This is a genomic window from Pseudomonas sp. GW821-FHT09E12 (genome assembly GCF_059416085.1).
Map to the genome: position 1 here is coordinate 387707 of NZ_JBWKOM010000005.1, position 16263 is coordinate 403969.

At 65.6% G+C, this 16263-nt stretch carries 13 protein-coding genes; 9 read left to right on the plus strand and 4 right to left on the minus strand.

Annotation, left to right across the window (positions count from 1 at the left end; translation table 11 throughout):
- Positions 1–53: 53 nt before the first annotated feature.
- On the minus strand, positions 54–503 hold the full coding sequence (cadR, locus tag AC07PQ_RS16915) for a Cd(II)/Pb(II)-responsive transcriptional regulator (protein WP_007930346.1): 450 nt from the start codon (positions 501–503) through the stop codon (positions 54–56).
- An 85-nt stretch (positions 504–588) separates the two neighbouring features.
- Between cadR and AC07PQ_RS16920 the strand changes: the two genes are divergently transcribed.
- The 7 genes from AC07PQ_RS16920 (at position 589) to AC07PQ_RS16950 (ending at position 9759) form a co-directional block, all read left to right on the plus strand.
- The gene (locus tag AC07PQ_RS16920) at positions 589–2958 is read left to right on the plus strand and encodes a heavy metal translocating P-type ATPase (protein ID WP_493185920.1); all 2370 of its coding nucleotides are present in this window, start codon (positions 589–591) and stop codon (positions 2956–2958) included.
- Between the two features lie 20 nt (positions 2959–2978).
- A complete protein-coding gene (locus tag AC07PQ_RS16925; protein WP_053263014.1) occupies positions 2979–3842 on the plus strand; it encodes a LysR family transcriptional regulator in 864 nt (287 codons plus the stop codon).
- 230 nt (positions 3843–4072) lie between these two features.
- The gene (locus AC07PQ_RS16930; protein ID WP_007921288.1) at positions 4073–5149 is read left to right on the plus strand and encodes a putative 2-aminoethylphosphonate ABC transporter ATP-binding protein; all 1077 of its coding nucleotides are present in this window, start codon (positions 4073–4075) and stop codon (positions 5147–5149) included.
- Position 5150: 1 nt separating this feature from the next.
- Positions 5151–6875, plus strand: a complete 1725-nt coding sequence (locus tag AC07PQ_RS16935; protein ID WP_493185921.1) for a putative 2-aminoethylphosphonate ABC transporter permease subunit — start codon at positions 5151–5153, stop codon at positions 6873–6875.
- Positions 6876–6925: 50 nt separating this feature from the next.
- Positions 6926–7951: a putative 2-aminoethylphosphonate ABC transporter substrate-binding protein gene (locus AC07PQ_RS16940; protein WP_493185922.1), complete on the plus strand. Its 1026-nt coding sequence runs from the start codon at positions 6926–6928 to the stop codon at positions 7949–7951.
- Between the two features lie 120 nt (positions 7952–8071).
- Positions 8072–9205 carry a TIGR03364 family FAD-dependent oxidoreductase gene (locus tag AC07PQ_RS16945; protein ID WP_493185923.1) on the plus strand — a complete coding sequence of 378 codons (1134 nt, stop codon included), beginning with the start codon at positions 8072–8074 and terminating at the stop codon, positions 9203–9205.
- Positions 9205–9759: a phosphonate degradation HD-domain oxygenase gene (locus tag AC07PQ_RS16950; RefSeq protein ID WP_274335418.1), complete on the plus strand. Its 555-nt coding sequence runs from the start codon at positions 9205–9207 to the stop codon at positions 9757–9759. The genes AC07PQ_RS16945 and AC07PQ_RS16950 overlap by 1 nt, the downstream gene beginning before the upstream one ends.
- Before the next feature lie 117 nt (positions 9760–9876).
- On the opposite strand, the gene AC07PQ_RS16955 is transcribed toward AC07PQ_RS16950, so the two are convergent.
- Entirely contained in the window at positions 9877–11265 is a 1389-nt protein-coding gene (locus AC07PQ_RS16955; RefSeq protein WP_253366247.1) for a GTPase/DUF3482 domain-containing protein, read from the minus strand.
- Entirely contained in the window at positions 11258–12637 is a 1380-nt protein-coding gene (locus tag AC07PQ_RS16960; RefSeq protein WP_493185924.1) for a DUF2868 domain-containing protein, read from the minus strand. The genes AC07PQ_RS16955 and AC07PQ_RS16960 overlap by 8 nt, the downstream gene beginning before the upstream one ends.
- A 96-nt stretch (positions 12638–12733) precedes the next feature.
- Here AC07PQ_RS16960 and AC07PQ_RS16965 point away from each other — a divergent pair, with 96 nt between their 5' ends.
- Positions 12734–13246, plus strand: coding sequence for a dihydrofolate reductase (locus AC07PQ_RS16965; RefSeq protein WP_101336205.1), 513 nt, complete (start codon positions 12734–12736; stop codon positions 13244–13246).
- A gap of 172 nt (positions 13247–13418) precedes the next feature.
- Here AC07PQ_RS16965 and AC07PQ_RS16970 read toward each other — a convergent pair whose 3' ends face one another.
- Positions 13419–14810, minus strand: a complete 1392-nt coding sequence (locus AC07PQ_RS16970) for an L-cystine transporter (protein WP_007921267.1) — start codon at positions 14808–14810, stop codon at positions 13419–13421.
- 240 nt (positions 14811–15050) lie between these two features.
- On the opposite strand from AC07PQ_RS16970, the gene AC07PQ_RS16975 reads away from it, so the two are divergent.
- A complete protein-coding gene (locus AC07PQ_RS16975) occupies positions 15051–16106 on the plus strand; it encodes an HAD family hydrolase (protein ID WP_493185925.1) in 1056 nt (351 codons plus the stop codon).
- Positions 16107–16263: the final 157 nt, after the last annotated feature.

The following is a 16263-nucleotide window of genomic DNA, read 5'->3' on the forward strand; positions in this document are numbered from 1 at the left end:
GCCTACACGTGGTCGATACGGGGCATCTGCCTCTCTGTAGGGGGTTGATGGTTTCAATGCCCGTGGCTACGGCCCACATGAGAGTCTTCGGCTTCGCTGGGGGCCACCGAGCCGCTGACTTCCAGGCGCTGCAAAATCCCGCACTGATCCAGGTCCGGCCCTTCGCTGCAGCGTTGGCGCAGGTCGAGCAGCTGTGTCTGCAAGGCCAAGAGTCCGTCGATCCGCGCCTTGACGTGGTGGATGTGTTCGTCGATCAGCGCGTTCACGTTCTGGCACTGATCCTGGGGGCTGTCGCGCAGGTTCAGCAGGCTGCGGATTTCCTCGAGGGTCATGTCCAGGCTGCGGCAGTTGCGGATGAAGGTCAGGCGTTCGGTGTGGGCCTGGGTATACAGGCGGTAATTGCCCTCGCTGCGGGCCGGTTCCGGCAGCAGGCCTTCGCGCTCGTAGTAACGGATGGTTTCGACCTGACAGTCGGTCAGTTTCGCCAGCTCGCCAATTTTCATCGCGACAATCTCCGAAAGGGGGCTTGACCCTATAGTGGCTATAGGGTGTTCACTTGGCAACAGGCACCTTTTCGGACGCGACCTTATGAGCGATTCCCTGCACACCCACGGCAAGCCCGGCGCTGACTCCAAGCATGCTGACCACGATCACGATCACGATCACGATCACGGCCATGGCGCAAAACTGCATCCGCTGAAAAAACACGACCATGCTGGCCACGGCGCTTCCTGCTGCTCGTCGCCGTCGCTGGTCCAGTTGAGCGAGCCCCAGGCTGCCAGTCACGGCGATTCCTGCTGTTCGTCGGCCGCCGCGCCGTCGCGGGTTGTGCTCGGCGCGGCGTCGAGCGCCAATGCGCGCCTGAGCAGTTTCCGCATCGAGGCCATGGACTGCCCGACCGAGCAGACGCTGATCCAGAACAAGCTGGGCAAGCTGGCGGGCGTGCAGCAACTGGAGTTCAACCTGATCAACCGGGTGCTGGGCGTGACCCACGACCTGCAGGACGTCGCCCCGATCATCGCCGCCATCAAGTCCCTGGGCATGGAAGCCGAGCCCATCGGCCTGGGCGGCGAATCCGATGCCCCGGCCGCGGCGCCGGTGAAAAAGCACTGGTGGCCGCTGGCGCTGTCCGGCGTCGGCGCGTTGGCTGCGGAGGTGATCCACTTCACCAGCGCCGCGCCGACCTGGGTGGTGGCGGTGATCGCCCTGGTATCGATCCTCAGTGGTGGCCTCGGCACTTACAAGAAGGGCTGGATCGCCCTGAAGAACCGCAACCTCAACATCAACGCCTTGATGAGCATCGCCGTGACCGGCGCCGTGCTGATCGGCCAATGGCCGGAAGCGGCGATGGTGATGTTCCTGTTCACCGTGGCCGAGTTGATCGAGGCCCGATCCCTGGACCGCGCGCGCAATGCCATCAGTGGCCTGATGCAGATGACCCCGGAACGGGTCACGGTGCAGGAGGCGGACGGCAGTTGGGTCGAACGGGAAGCGAAAAGCATCGAGCTGGGCGCGCTGGTACGGGTACGTCCGGGTGAACGCATCGGCCTCGACGGCGAGGTGGTGGCCGGCAGCTCGACCATCGACCAGGCACCGATCACCGGCGAAAGCCTGCCGGTGGAAAAGACCCTGGGCGACAAGGTCTTTGCCGGCACCATCAACCAGGCCGGCTCGCTGGAATACAAGGTGACCGCGGCGGCCAACAACTCGACCCTGGCGCGGATCATCCATGCCGTGGAACAAGCTCAGGGCGCGCGCGCGCCGACTCAGCGCTTTGTCGACAGCTTCTCGAAAATCTACACCCCCGCAGTGTTTGCCTTTGCCCTGGCCGTGGCGGTGATTCCGCCGCTGTTCATGGGCGCCGCCTGGTTCGACTGGATCTACCGCGCCCTGGTGCTGTTGGTGGTGGCGTGCCCGTGCGCGCTGGTGATTTCCACCCCGGTGACCATCGTCAGCGGCCTGGCCGCGGCAGCGCGCAAAGGCATCCTGATCAAGGGCGGGGTCTATCTGGAGGGCGGCTACAAGCTCGACTACCTGGCGCTGGACAAGACCGGCACCATCACCCATGGCAAGCCGGTACAGACCGATTTCCTGTCCCTCGACCCGCTGGCGGACAGCAGCGCCCCGGCCATCGCCGCCAGCCTGGCATCCCGCTCCGACCACCCGGTGTCTTTGGCCATTGCCAATGCGGCTGTGGATAAACAGCTGAGCCTGCACCTTGTGGATAACTTCGAAGCCCTGGCCGGCCGCGGTGTACGTGGCGAAATCAACGGCCAGCTCTACCACCTGGGCAATCACCGCCTGGTGGAGGAGCTGGGGCTGTGCTCGCCGGAGCTGGAAGAGAAGTTGTTCGCCCTGGAGAAACAAGGCAAGACTGTGGTGCTGTTGCTCGACAGCGCCGGCCCCCTGGCCCTGTTCGCCGTGGCGGACACGGTCAAGGAGTCCAGCCGCGAAGCGATCCAGCAGTTGCACGAACTGGGCATCAAGACCCTGATGCTGACTGGCGACAACCCGCACACCGCCGAAGCCATCGCCGCCCAGGTGGGCATCGATCAGGCCCGCGGCGACCTGCTGCCCACCGATAAACTGCAAGCTATCGAAGACCTGTACGCCCAAGGGCACCGGGTCGGCATGGTCGGCGACGGCATCAACGACGCCCCGGCCCTGGCCCGCGCGGAGATCGGTTTCGCCATGGCCGCGGCAGGCACCGACACCGCCATCGAGACCGCCGATGTCGCCCTGATGGACGACGATCTGCGCAAGGTTCCGGCCTTTGTCCGGCTGTCCCGGCAGACCTCGAACATCCTCGTACAAAATATCGCCCTGGCCCTGGTCATCAAGGCGATCTTTCTTGGGGTAACCTTCTTCGGGTTGGCCACCATGTGGATGGCCGTGTTCGCCGACATGGGCGTCAGCCTGTTGGTGGTCTTCAACGGTTTGCGCCTGTTGCGCAAATAAAGGGATAACGAGAGCGTGCAGTGCTGAGTGCCGAGCTGAAGGCGTTTTACCTGGTGGCCCGCCTGGGCAGCATCACCCTGGCGGCGAAAAAGCTCGGCCTGAGCCAGCCCACGGTGACCACCCAGATCCGTCATCTGGAAAGCCAGTATGCGGTCGAGCTGTTCTATCGCGGCGGCCGCCGCCTCAGCGTCAGCGAAGAGGGTGCCCGGCTGTTGCCGATGGTCAAGGCGCTGTTGCAGCAGGAAGCCGATATCGAATTTTTCCTGCGCAATAGCGGCCAGCTGCAAGGCACCCTGCGGATTGCCGCCACGGCGCCGTATTACATCCTCGATCTGGTGAAGACCTTCCGGGAGCGCCTGCCCCAGGTGGAAGTGTCGGTGGAAATCGGCAACTCGCAGCAGGTCCTGGAATCGCTGGAGGAATACCGGGTCGACATCGCCGCGTCGTCGCAGCTGCTGGAAGATTCGCGCTTGATCCGCCGGGTGCTCGGCAGCGACCCGCTGGTGCTGGCGGTGCACCGCAATCATCCGTTGGCGGCCCTCGATCACGTGCCCTTGAACGCCCTGGTCGGGCATACCCTGCTGATGCGCGAGCCGGGCTCCACCACCCGGCGCCTGACCGAAGAGCTGCTCGACGGCGCCCGGGTCAGCTTCGGGCCGCTGCTGGAGATCGGCAGCCGCGAGTCGATCCGCGAGGCGGTGCTGCGCAATATCGGCATCAGCATCATTGCCCGTCAGGAAGTCCCCCACGATCCGCAGTTGCGGGTGCTGACCATCGAGAACGCGCCGCAGATCGCCGAATACCTGTACTGCCTCAAGGAGCGCAAGGGCGCGCGCCTGCCGGCGGCCTTCCTCGGGCTGGCACAGGAAATGGCGCCGGCCTGATCCGCCCACACCTCATCCGTAGCCGCTGCCGAGCGCAGCGCCCGCAAAAGGCGCCCTGCGGTTGCTGCGCAACCGTTCGCAGCCTCGCGGGCTCGGCAGCGGCTACAAGGCTCTGCGTTCTCTTGAACCCAAATCCGCCAATACCACTATCGGCAGCTTTTGCCTCACTGCCACAGTAACTACGCATTCGTTCCCTAGGATGGCCTGCATCTGCTTGATGAGGTCCGTCCATGAACAACCCGATCGCAACTGCCCTGAGCAACCCCGGCGCGCCGATGAAAGTGCGCGGCATGCAGAAACGCTTTGGCGCTTTCACCGCCCTGGATAACGTCTCCCTGGACGTGGCGGCCGGCGAGCTGGTGTGCCTGCTCGGTCCGTCGGGCTGCGGCAAGACCACCTTGCTGCGCTGCATCGCCGGCCTCGAGCGCCAAGACCGGGGCGAGTTGTACCTGGGCAGCCGCGACGTCTCGCACCTGGCGCCCCAGGCCCGGGACTACGGCATTCTGTTCCAGTCCTATGCGCTGTTCCCCAACCTCAGCGTCGAAGCCAACATCGCCTATGGCCTGGCCGGCAGCGGTCGCGACGAGGTGCGCAAGCGCGTGGCGCAGATGCTGGAACTGGTGGGCCTGACCGGCAGCGAAAAGAAATACCCCGGCCAGCTGTCGGGCGGCCAGCAGCAGCGGGTGGCCCTGGCGCGCGCCCTGGCCCCGGCGCCTTCGTTGTTGTTGCTGGATGAACCGATGTCGGCGCTGGATGCCCGGGTGCGCGAGCACCTGTGCACCGAGCTGCGCCAGTTGCAGCGGCGCCTGGGCATCACCACCCTGATGGTCACCCACAACCAGGACGAGGCCATGTTGATGGCCGACCGCATCGCGGTGATGAACAACGGCAAGGTCGAGCAATACGCCACGCCGCAGGAAATCTACGATCGCCCGGCCACCCCGTTCGTCGCCGAGTTCGTCGGCCAGGGCAACTGGCTGCCGTTCCGCCGCAGCAGCGACAGCCACGCCCAGGTTGGTGGGATGAATGTGCGGCTGGCGGCCGACTCCGGCAAGGCCGCTTCGGGCCGGTTGTTCTGCCGCCCGGAGGCGATCAGCGTCAATCCGCCGGTGCACGAGGAGAACCTGTTCCCGGCCAAGGTCCGGGAGATCACCTTCCTCGGCAACCGCTGCCGCATGAGCTTCGAACTCAACCAATTGCCCGGCCATCCGCTGCTGGCCGAGCTGGCCCCGGAAGCCATGCCGCGCCTCGGTGCCCAGGACATCTGGGTCGCCTTGCCACCGCGCAGCCTGCAGGTGTTTGCCTGAGATGGCCGTTGAACTGAGCCTGCCGCTACCCGCAAAACGGGCGCGCCAGGCGGCCCGTGCGCAAATCGGCGACCGCCTCTTCGTGCTCGGCGGCAAGCTGGTGCTGCTGGTGCTGCTGGGCCTGGCGGTGCTGCTGCCGTTGCTGGCGATCTTCTGGCGCGGTTTCAGCGGCGAAGCCGGGCAGGGCGGTGGCCTGGTTGCGGCCCGTGAGCTGGTAACCAGCGCCAACTTCCACTGGCTGTTGGGCAACAGCCTGAAAGTCTCCCTTAGCGTCGCCGCCATCGTGGTGCCGCTGGCCTACCTGTTTGCCTATGCCCTGCAACGCACGCTGATTCCCGGCAAGGCGATCTGGCGCGGCCTGTCGCTGCTGCCGCTGATGGCGCCGTCGATGCTGCCGGGGATCGCCCTGGTCTATCTGTTCGGCAACCAGGGCCTGCTCCGTGGCCTGCTCTCGGACAATATCTACGGCTTCTGGGGCATCGTTCTCGGCGAGGTGATCTACACCTTTCCCCACGCCCTGATGATCCTGCTGTCGGCCCTGTCCCTGGCCGATGCGCGGCTGTTCGATGCCGCGTCGAGCATGGGCGCCAGCCCGGCCAAGGCCTTTCGCAGCATCACCTGGCCGGCCACCCGGCAGGCGGTGTTCGCCGCGTTCTGCCTGGTATTCACCCTGACCATCACCGATTTCGGCGTGCCGGTGGTGGTCGGTGGCGACTATCAGGTGCTGGCGCTGGAAGCCTACAAGGCGGTCGTCGGCCAGCAACAGTTTGGCCGTGGCGCCTTGATCGGCATGGTGCTGTTGCTGCCGGCACTGTTCAGCTTCGGTGTCGATGCCTGGCTGCGCCGTCGCCATGGCGATTCCATGAGCGGCCGGGCCCAGGTGTTCCAGCCGGCGCCTTCCCGGCTGCGGGACGGCTGCTACCTGGCGATCGTCCTGCTGATCTGCGCGGCGCTGCTGCTGGTGTTCGGCATGGCGGTGTTCTCGTCGCTGGTGAAGTTCTGGCCCTATAACCTTTCGCTGTCGCTCAATCACTACCAGTTCAACGACACCGCCGGTGGCGGCTGGCTGGCCTACCGCAACAGCCTGACCATGGCCCTGTGCACGGCGCTGATCGGCAGCGCGCTGATCTTCACCGGCGCCTACCTGATGGAGAAGACCCACACCCAGCGCGGCCTCAACCTGGCGCTGCGCATGCTCAGCTTCGTGCCGATGGCAGTGCCGGGCCTGGTGCTGGGCCTGGGCTACGTCTTCTTCTTCAACCTCAGCGGCAACCCGCTGCATGTGTTCTACGGCAGCATGACCCTGCTGGTGGTGTGCACCATTGCTCACTACCTGACCACCGCGCAGATGACCGCCACCACCGCGCTGCGCCAGCTCGACGCCGAGTTCGAGGCCGCGGCGCTGTCGCTCAAGGCCCCGCTGTACCGCCATTACCTGCGGGTCACGGTGCCGATCTGCCTGCCGGCGCTGCTGGACATCCTGCGCTACCTGTTCGTCTCGGCCATGACCACCGTCTCGGCGGCGATCTTCCTCTACAGCCCCGACACCATCCTCGCGGCGGTGGCGGTGCTGAATATGGACGACGCCGGCAACGTCGGCGGCGCGGCCGCGATGTCGACCCTGATCCTCTTTACCTCGGCGGGCGTGTCCCTGCTCCTGGCCTGGGCTTCGCGCGGTTTGCTGCGCCGCTCCCAGGCCTGGCGGCAGACCGCGCCCGGCCATTGAATCTGCCCAACCCCCACTAACAAGCCCCCACTCCAGAAAGGAACCGCACCATGTTCAAGCCCCTGGCTGTTGCCGCTGCTGTCCTCACTGCCTTCAGCATGAACGCCTTTGCCGCGAAGACCGAACTGACGGTCTATACCGCCCTCGAAGCCGAACAGCTCAAGAGCTACAAGCAAGCCTTCGAAGCCGCCAACCCGGATGTGAAAATCAAATGGGTGCGCGATTCCACCGGGATCATCACCGCCAAGCTGCTGGCGGAAAAAGCCCGGCCGCAGGCGGACGCGGTGTGGGGCCTGGCCGCTTCCAGCCTGGCGATCCTCGATCAGCAGGGCATGCTGCAAAGCTATGCACCGAAGGATCTGGGCAAGATCGGCGGCAACTACCGTGACGCCGCCAACCCGCCGGCCTGGGTCGGCATGGACGTCTGGGCCGCGACCATCTGCTTCAACACCGTCGAGGCACAAAAGCAGGGCCTGACCAAGCCAGTGAGCTGGCAGGACCTGACCAAGCCTGAGTACAAGGGCAAGATCGTCATGCCCAACCCGGCCTCGTCCGGCACCGGCTTCCTCGACGTCAGCGCCTGGTTGCAGACCTTTGGCGAGAAGCAGGGCTGGCAGTACATGGACGACCTGCATCAGAACATCGGCCAGTACGTTCACTCCGGTTCCAAGCCGTGCAAGCTGGCGGCGGCCGGCGAATTCCCGATCGGCATCTCCTTCGAATACCCGGCCGTGCAGCTCAAGCGCCAGGGCGCGCCGCTGGACATCGTGCTGCCCAAGGAAGGCCTGGGCTGGGAAATCGAAGCCACCGCGGTGATCAAGGGCACCCCTCATGAAGAAGCGGCGAAGAAGCTCGCCGACTTCTCCGCCAGTCCCGCGGCCATGGAGCTGTACAAGGAAAACTTCGCCGTGCTGGCCCAGCCGGGGATCGCCAAGCCGCAGACCGAACTGCCGGCCGACTACGAGCAGCGCCTGATCAAGAACGACTTCGCCTGGGCCTCGAAGAACCGCGACGAGATCCTCGCCGAGTGGCGCAAGCGTTATGACGGCAAGTCCGAGAAGGTCGCCGCCCAGTAACCAATAGACCGCTATCGCGAGCAATCGAGCGTCGACCGGCTGCTCCTACAGGGTTGGCCTTTGTAGGAGCGAGCTTGCTCGCGATTGACCTCGTAGGGTCATTTCCCAAGGACCACACCCATGAGCAACCACAACGACCTGCTGATCGTCGGCGCCGGCATCCTCGGGCTGTCCCATGCCTATGCCGCGGCCAAGCGCGGTTTGCGGGTCAAGGTTTTCGAGCGCAGCGCCACGCCCCTGGGCGCGTCGGTGCGCAATTTCGGCCAGGCCCTGGTGACCGGCCAGCCGCCGGGCGTGATGCTCGACCTGGCCAGGGCCAGCCGCGGCATCTGGGGCGACTGGGCACAATTGGCCGGCCTGCCGCTCAAGCGCAACGGCTCTTACCTGTTCGCCCGCACCGAGGCCGAGGAGCAATTGCTGCAGGCCTTCTGCGCCGGACGTGCGCAGGAACACGGCTACCGGGTCGAACTGCTGCGCGGCGCGGCGTTGAACGATCTGTACGGCGGCCGCTTCCGCCATCATCGCGCGGCGCTGCATGGCCTGGATGACCAGCAGCTGTATTCCCGGGAAGCCATCCCGATGCTGATCGACTACCTGCGCCGCGACCTCGGGGTGGAGTTTCATTTTTCCACCCTGGTGCGCGACATCGAGCCCGGCCAACTGCACAGCACCGCCGGCAGCTTTCGCGCGGGGCAGATCCTGGTCTGTTCCGGGCATGACTACCAGACCCTGCTGGCCGAACCGATTGCTGCGCTGGCGCCGCAGGTCTGCCGCCTGCAAATGCTCCGCGCCCGGCCCGAGGTGCCACTGAACCTGCAACACGCGTTGCTCACCGGCCTGAGCTGCGTGCATTACGGCGCCTTTGCCGACCTGCCTGAAGCGGCGGCGGTGCAGGCGCAGATCCTGCGGGATGCGCCGCACCTGCACGAAAACGGCATCCACCTGCTGATCAGCCCGACGCCCTATGGCGAGCTGATCATCGGTGACTCCCACCATTACGGCAGCGACCCGTCGCCGTTCAATGCCGAGCAGGTGGACACCTGGATGCTCGAGCTGGCCGAGCACACCCTGGGTTGCAAGGTGCAGGTGATCGAGCGCTGGCAGGGTGTCTATGGCGCCCGTGGCCCGGGGCCGTTTTCGTTCCTGCGCCCGGCCGTCGGGGTCAGCGTGGCGCTGATGCATACCGGCGTGGGCATGAGCGTCGGCCCGGCCATGGCCGAGGGCAATATCGCCCGTTTGCTGGAGGAAGCCTGATGGGGCCTGAGCAGCGGATCGCCGAGGTGTTCGGCCTGTACGAGCGCTTTGGCGACAGCGACTACATCGGCGAGCCGGTGTCGCAGATCGAACATATGTCCCAGGCCGCACAGCTGGCCATGGCCGAGGGCTTCGACGACGAAGTGGTGCTGGCGGCGTTCTTCCACGATATCGGGCATATCTGTGGGCAGGATGCCGAGAACATGGGCGGTTTCGGCGTGGCCGGCCATGAGCGGCTGGGCGCCGACTACCTGCGCCGCGCCGGTTTCAGCGAGCGCCTGGCGCGGCTGGTGGAGTACCACGTGCAGGCCAAGCGTTACCTGACCTGCAAGGAGCCGGGTTACTACGAGCGGCTCAGCGAAGCCAGCCGGCGCACCCTGGAATACCAGGGCGGGGTGATGAGCGCCGAGGAGGCCCGGGCCTTCGAGCAGGACCCGCTATGTGCGGTCAGCCTGCGCCTGCGCCATTGGGACGAACAGGCCAAGGAGCTGTGGGTGCCGGTGATGGATTTGCAGGTGCTCAAGGACAAGGCGGTGCGGTTGTTGGCTGTCTGATCCGAGTCCTGCGGTGCCCGGGGGACAGCTATCGCGAGCAAGCTCGCTCCTACAGGGGAACGTATGTTCTGTAGGAGCGAGCTTGCTCGCGATGACGTAGGCGGGGGCGCCGCAGGCTTAACTGTCGACCACCAGCTTCTGCGCCAATACCTCGATCTGCTCTTGGCGCTCGGCCTGGCTCAGGCGCGGCGCCGGGTTCAGCGACGACCACTGCGGATGGGCGCGGGCCTTGTTCAGCGCCTCCGGCAGCTTGCCCTCGCGCCAGCTCTGGTCCTGGGGCGTGGCCAGCTGGATGCTGCCCAGCGCTGCATGCCCGCGCACATTCAACGCCTGCACCAGTTGCCGTTGGCGCAGGGCCAAGAGGCGCAGCACGCTGTCGTCCACGGTCAGTTCGCGCTGGCCCTTGAGCTTGCCCAGCAGGCGGCCGCCGTAGCTGCGGGCGGTTTGCAGCGCGCCACCGGCAATCGCCCCGGCCAGGGCCGCCGCGCCCAGGGTCAGGCCGCCCACCAGCAGATCGACGCCGGCCCCGGCCGCCGCGCCGGCGGCGATCCCGCCACCGACCCGGACCCCGAGTTGCTTGAGGGTTTCCGGGTTGAACAGGTCATCGCCCCAGCGTCCGTCGAGCAGCGGTACATCGCTGGCGGCGGCATCCTGCGGGCGGAAGGCGTAGAGCTTGAGCAGCGCCTCGACGCAGCGTTGTTCGCGCTGGCGCACGGCCTTGCGCAGCTCGCCGATCGCCTGTTGTTCCTGCTCGACCTCGCTGACCACGCTGCGCCGGCAGGCGGCGCAATCGATCAGCAGTTCGGCGATCAGTCGCGCGGCGCTTTGCTGGCGAGCCGCGCGCTGCGCCTGCTGGTCGGCGATCAGGCGTTCCAGCTGCGGCCGCGAGCTTTCCAAAAGCAACGCCAGGCTTTCATACAGCCGCCGCTCGCCATCCTCCGGTGGTGCCACGCTGTCGAAGCGCACCAGCGCGTGCAGGCCCAGGCGGGCCAGGGCTTCGCGCCAGTCCGGCTCGCGGTGGCTGGCGCTGCTGACGAAGTTCAGCACCGGCAGCAACGGCTTGCCGCAGCTGGCGAGGACTTCCAGCTCGTCGCGGTACTTGGCCAGTACCGGCTCGCGAGCGTCGATCACATACAGCCCGGCGTCGGAGTCCAGCAGTTGGCGCAGCACCTTGGCTTCCTGTTCGAAACGCTGGCGCGCCTCGCTGCCTTCGAGAAACCGCGCCAGGCGGGCCGGGCCGTCCAGGCGCTCGCCGGGGTGCTCCAGGCGTTCCAGGTAGTCGAGCAGGGCGATGGCGTCTTCCAGGCCGGGGGTGTCGTACAGGTCGAGCAGCGGTTCGCCGTCGACCGACAGCCGCGCGCCCTCGACATGGCGGGTGGTACTGGGGCGATGGGAGACCTCGCCGAACCCCACGTCCCGGGTCAGGGTACGCAGCAGGGAGGTCTTGCCGACGTTGGTGTGGCCGACCACCGCCAGCTTCAACGGCGGTTTGCGAGGATCAGTCATGCCCGGTCTCCAGCCAGTTCAGCGGTGCGCAATCGGCGAATGGCAGCTCCAGCTGTTGCAGCGCCACGTGCCAGTCGCCCAGGCGTTCGGCGTCCAGCGCTTCGCCGGGCGGCGCCTGCAACAGCCAGACCCGGGTGGCGGTCGCGCTGCGGGCCAGCTCGGCGATCAGCGCCAGGCTGCCACGGTCCGGCGAGCGCCGTGGATCGCAGGCGATGGCCAGGCGCGCCGGCGGAAAGCGGCTCATCTGTTCCAGCAGCTTGTGCCGGGATTCGCGGCTGTCGAGGATGCCGGCGTCCTTCACCGAGGCCGGCAATTGCGGTGGCCAGGGGCGCTGGTCGTCCAGTTCGATGGCCACCAGCAGGGCGCCATCGCTGTCCTGTGCGCTGACGCCGCCTTCGATGCGGTGCAGCAGTTCGGGGGCGGCATCGTTGATCCCCAGGCGTTCGCTGCTGGGCATCAGCGCTTCGCGCAGCTGGCTGTAGCCGGGGAGGTTGAGGTCCAGTCGCAGGCGCGCCTGCCCGTGCCTCCAGCGCCAGCGACAGAACAGCATCAACAGCAGGCGCGGCAGCACGCCGTAAATGATCAGCGAGGCCACCAGCCAGACGGCCCACATCTGGCGCACCAGTTCAGTGTTGTAAACATCCCGGGTGCTGGCGTGAATCATCTCTACGGTCGGTACCCCGAAACCTATGGCCCGGGGTATGGCGCTGAGGGCGTTGGTGATCGCCACGAAGGCATCCGCGCCGAGCAGGGTGCTTTCCCAGTAGAACCCGTAGCGCTTGGTGATCAGCAGCATCAGCAGGATCGCCACGGCGCTGAGCAGGGCCAGCAGCCACAGGCCGTTGACCAGGGTGCCGATGGCCCAGCGATTGAGTTTGCGCCGTTGCAGCAACAGCAGCAGGGCGGGCGCCAGCTGCGCGGCCTTGGCGTCGCGGGCGAGCTTGGCGCTGAGCCACAGCCACAGGCGGCCGAGGCTGGCGCCGTGTTCGCCGGCGAACAGCAGGCCGATGGCCCAGCTCAGCAGCAGAAGCAGGTTGAGGCCGAGCAGGCTGCCCAGGGCCCAGAACACGTTGACCGGCGCCTGCCCGTTACCCAGGGCGGCGAAGGCCAGGCCGGCACCGCTGACCATGGCCAACACGACCATCAGCAACAGCGCCAGGCGCGCGCCCTGGACCCAGTGGCGCAGGGCGGCGGCCAGGCCGTCGCGTTCGGCCAGCCACAGCGCGCGGTATTGGAGGCGGCTTGCCAGGTCGCCGCCTGCGGTGCGCGCCAGGCGATTGGCTTCCTGGTCCTCCAGGGCGCCGGCGTGTTCCTCGCGCAGGCGTACGGCTTCGGTGAGCCAGAGTTTTTCCAGTGGGGTCAGTGCTGTCACGCGTCATTCCGTTGCTCAAATGAGGGGTGAGCATAACCGCTGTCACGCCTGTCGGGGTACGTTGCGGGGCACCGAGCCTCTGGTATCCTCGCCGGCATGAAAAAATCTCTCCCTCTCAGCCTGATCGCGGCCCTCGGTGAAAATCGCGTGATCGGCGTCGACAACAGCATGCCCTGGCACTTGCCGGGGGATTTCAAATACTTCAAGGCCACCACCCTGGGCAAGCCGATCATCATGGGTCGCAAGACCTGGGATTCGCTGGGGCGTCCGCTGCCGGGGCGGCTGAATATCGTGGTCAGTCGCCAGGCCGACCTGCGGCTCGAAGGCGCCGAGGTGTACCCGTCGCTGGAAGCCGCGGTGGCGCGTGCCGAGGAGTGGGCGCTGGAGCAGGGCGTTACCGAGCTGATGCTGATCGGCGGTGCGCAGCTGTATGCCCAGGGCCTGGAGCAGGCCGATCGCCTGTACCTGACGCGCGTGGCGCTGAGCCCGGAGGGCGATGCATGGTTTCCGGAGTTCGACCTGAACCAGTGGCAACTGGTGTCGAACGTGCCGAATCCAGCGGAAGGGGACAAGCCGGCCTACAGCTTCGAAGTCTGGGAAAGGGTTTAACCCCGTAGCCCTGTAGCCGCTGCCGAGCCTGCGAGGCTGCGATCGAGGACGAAGTCCTCGCAAAACCCGAGCACGGGGTGTTTCAGGAAGAACAGGTTGTCTGGTTTTACGACTGCTTCGCAGTCGATCGCAGTCCCGTTCCAGGCGTGAACCCGGAACGGGGCTGGAAGGATCAAGCCTGCGCCAGCTCCGCATGCTCATCGGCATCGAGCTTTTGCTTGTCGGTCTGCTGCATGATCTGGCTGGTGATCGCCCCGGCGGTCATCGAACCGCTGACGTTCAGTGCGGTGCGGCCCATGTCGATCAGCGGCTCCACGGAAATCAGCAGCGCCACCAGGGACACCGGCAAGCCCATGGCCGGCAGCACGATCAGCGCGGCGAACGTCGCGCCACCGCCTACCCCGGCCACACCGGCCGAACTCAAGGTCACTATCGCCACCAGGGTCGCGATCCACAGCGGGTCCAGCGGGTCGATGCCCACGGTCGGGGCCACCATGACCGCCAGCATGGCCGGGTACAGGCCGGCGCAGCCATTCTGGCCGATGGTCGCGCCGAACGAGGCGGCGAAGCTGGCGATGGACTGCGGAATGCCCAGGCGGCTGGTCTGCGCCTCGATGCTCAGCGGGATGCTCGCGGCGCTGGAGCGGCTGGTGAAGGCGAAGGTCAGCACCGGCCAGACCTTGCGGAAGAAGCGCAGCGGGTTGATCCCGGCCAGCGAAACGAGCAGGCCGTGGACCACGAACATCAGGCCCAGGCCGATGTACGACACCACCACGAAACTGCCGAGCTTGATGATGTCCTGCAGGTTGGAACTGGCGACCACCTTGGTCATCAGCGCCAGCACGCCGTAAGGGGTCAACTTCATCACCAGGCGTACCAGGCGGGTGACCCAGGCTTGCAGGGTGTCGATGGCGTTGACCACTTTCTGGCCCTTGTCGGCGTCGTCCTTGAGCAACTGCAGGGCGGCGACGCCGAGGAAGGCGGCGAAGATCACCACGCTGATGATCGAGGTCGGCTTGGCCCGGGCCAGGTCGGCGAAGGGGTTCTGCGGAATGAACGACAGCAGCAGTTGCGGGATATTCAGGTCGGCGACCTTGCCCGCGTAATCGCTCTGGATCACCTGCAGGCGGGCCATTTCCTGGGTCCCGGCCACCAGCCCTTCGGCGGTCAGGCCGAACAGGTTGGTCAGGGCGATGCCGATCAGCGCGGCGATGGCGGTGGTGAACAGCAGGGTGCCGATGGTCAGGAAGCTGATCCGGCCCAGGGACGAGGCGTTGTGCAGGCGCGCCACGGCACTGAGGATCGAGGCGAACACCAGCGGGATCACGATCATCTGCAACAGTTGCACATAACCGTTGCCCACCAGGTCGAACCAGCCGATGGAGGTTTTCAGGACAGGGTTGCCGGCACCGTAGATGCCGTGCAGGGCAACACCGAAAACCACGCCCAGCACCAGCGCCAGCAGGACTTTCTTGGCCAGGCTCCAGGTGGTGTGACGGGTTTGTGCCAGGCCCAGCAGCAAGGCGAGGAACACCAGCAGGTTGAGGATCAGCGGCAGGTTCATTAAGGCTCCATAAGACTTGTGCCAATCGCTTATGACTGCGATTGCGAACCGGCAAGCCTAACAGCTTGATATCTAATGAATTAATATCAAAAACGCATTGGGACTGTCGTTTTTGGAATAAGCCGCTGACGTTCAGGCACATGCCGATGACGGGATCAGGACGCGGGCGGTCGCCCACAGGCGAGGATTGTCACAGCGATTTGTTAGCGTCGATCTCTTTAAATCAGGGAGAAAACGCCGATGAAACTCGCTCCGAAATTTCTGGTTGCCGCACTCTGCCTGGGCCTTGCCGGCCAGGCTCTCGCCACCGACTTGCAGCACTGGCCCGCGGACCAGGCCAAGCAACTGGACGCGATGATCGCGGCCAATGCCAACAAGGGTAACTACGCGGTGTTCGACATGGACAACACCAGTTACCGCTACGACCTGGAAGAGTCGCTGCTGCCGTTCATGGAGAACAAGGGCCTGATCACCCGCGAGACCCTCGACCCCTCCCTGAAGCTGATGCCGTTCAAGGACACCGCCGAGCACAAGGAAAGCCTGTTCAGCTATTACTACCGCCTCTGTGAAATCGACGACATGGTCTGCTACCCCTGGGTGGCGCAGGTGTTCTCCGGCTTCACCCTCAAGGAACTCAAGGGCTATGTCGACGAATTGATGGCCTCGGGCAAGCCGGTGCCGGCCACCTATTTCGAAGGCGACGTGGTCAAGAACACCGAGATCAATCCGCCGAAAATCTTCACCGGCCAGAAAGAGCTGTACAACAAGCTGATGGAGAACGGCATCGAGGTCTACGTGATGACCGCCGCCTCCGAGGAACTGGTGCGCATGGTCGCGTCCGATCCGAAGTACGGCTACAACGTCAAGCCGCAGAACGTCATCGGCGTGACCACCTTGCTCAAGGACCGCAAGACCGGCGAGCTGACCACCGCGCGCAAGCAGATCACCGCCGGCAAGTATGACGAGAAGGCCAACCTCGGCCTGGAACTGACCCCTTACCTGTGGACCCCGGCGACCTGGATGGCCGGCAAGCACGCCGCGATCCTGACTTACATCGACGAGTGGAAAAAACCGGTGCTGGTGGGCGGCGACACCCCGACCAGCGATGGCTACATGCTGTTCCACGGTGTCGACGTGGCCAAGGGCGGCATCCACCTGTGGGTCAACCGCAAGGACAAGTACATGGCCCAGATCAACGGCATGATGGCCAAGCACGCCGCGGCCCAGGCCAAGGAAGGGCTGCCGGTGACGGCGGACAAGAACTGGGTGATCGTCAAGCCGGAGGACATTCAGTAAGAACGGGTTGAATCCATCGCGGGCAAGCCTCGCTCCTACAGGATCAGTGCCGCCTGTAGGAGCGAGCGGGCGGCGATCCGACTTACCCGCGACAGGCCTCGCAGAGGCCGATCTCCAGACAAAAAAATGCCCCGCACTTGGCGGGGCATTTTCATTC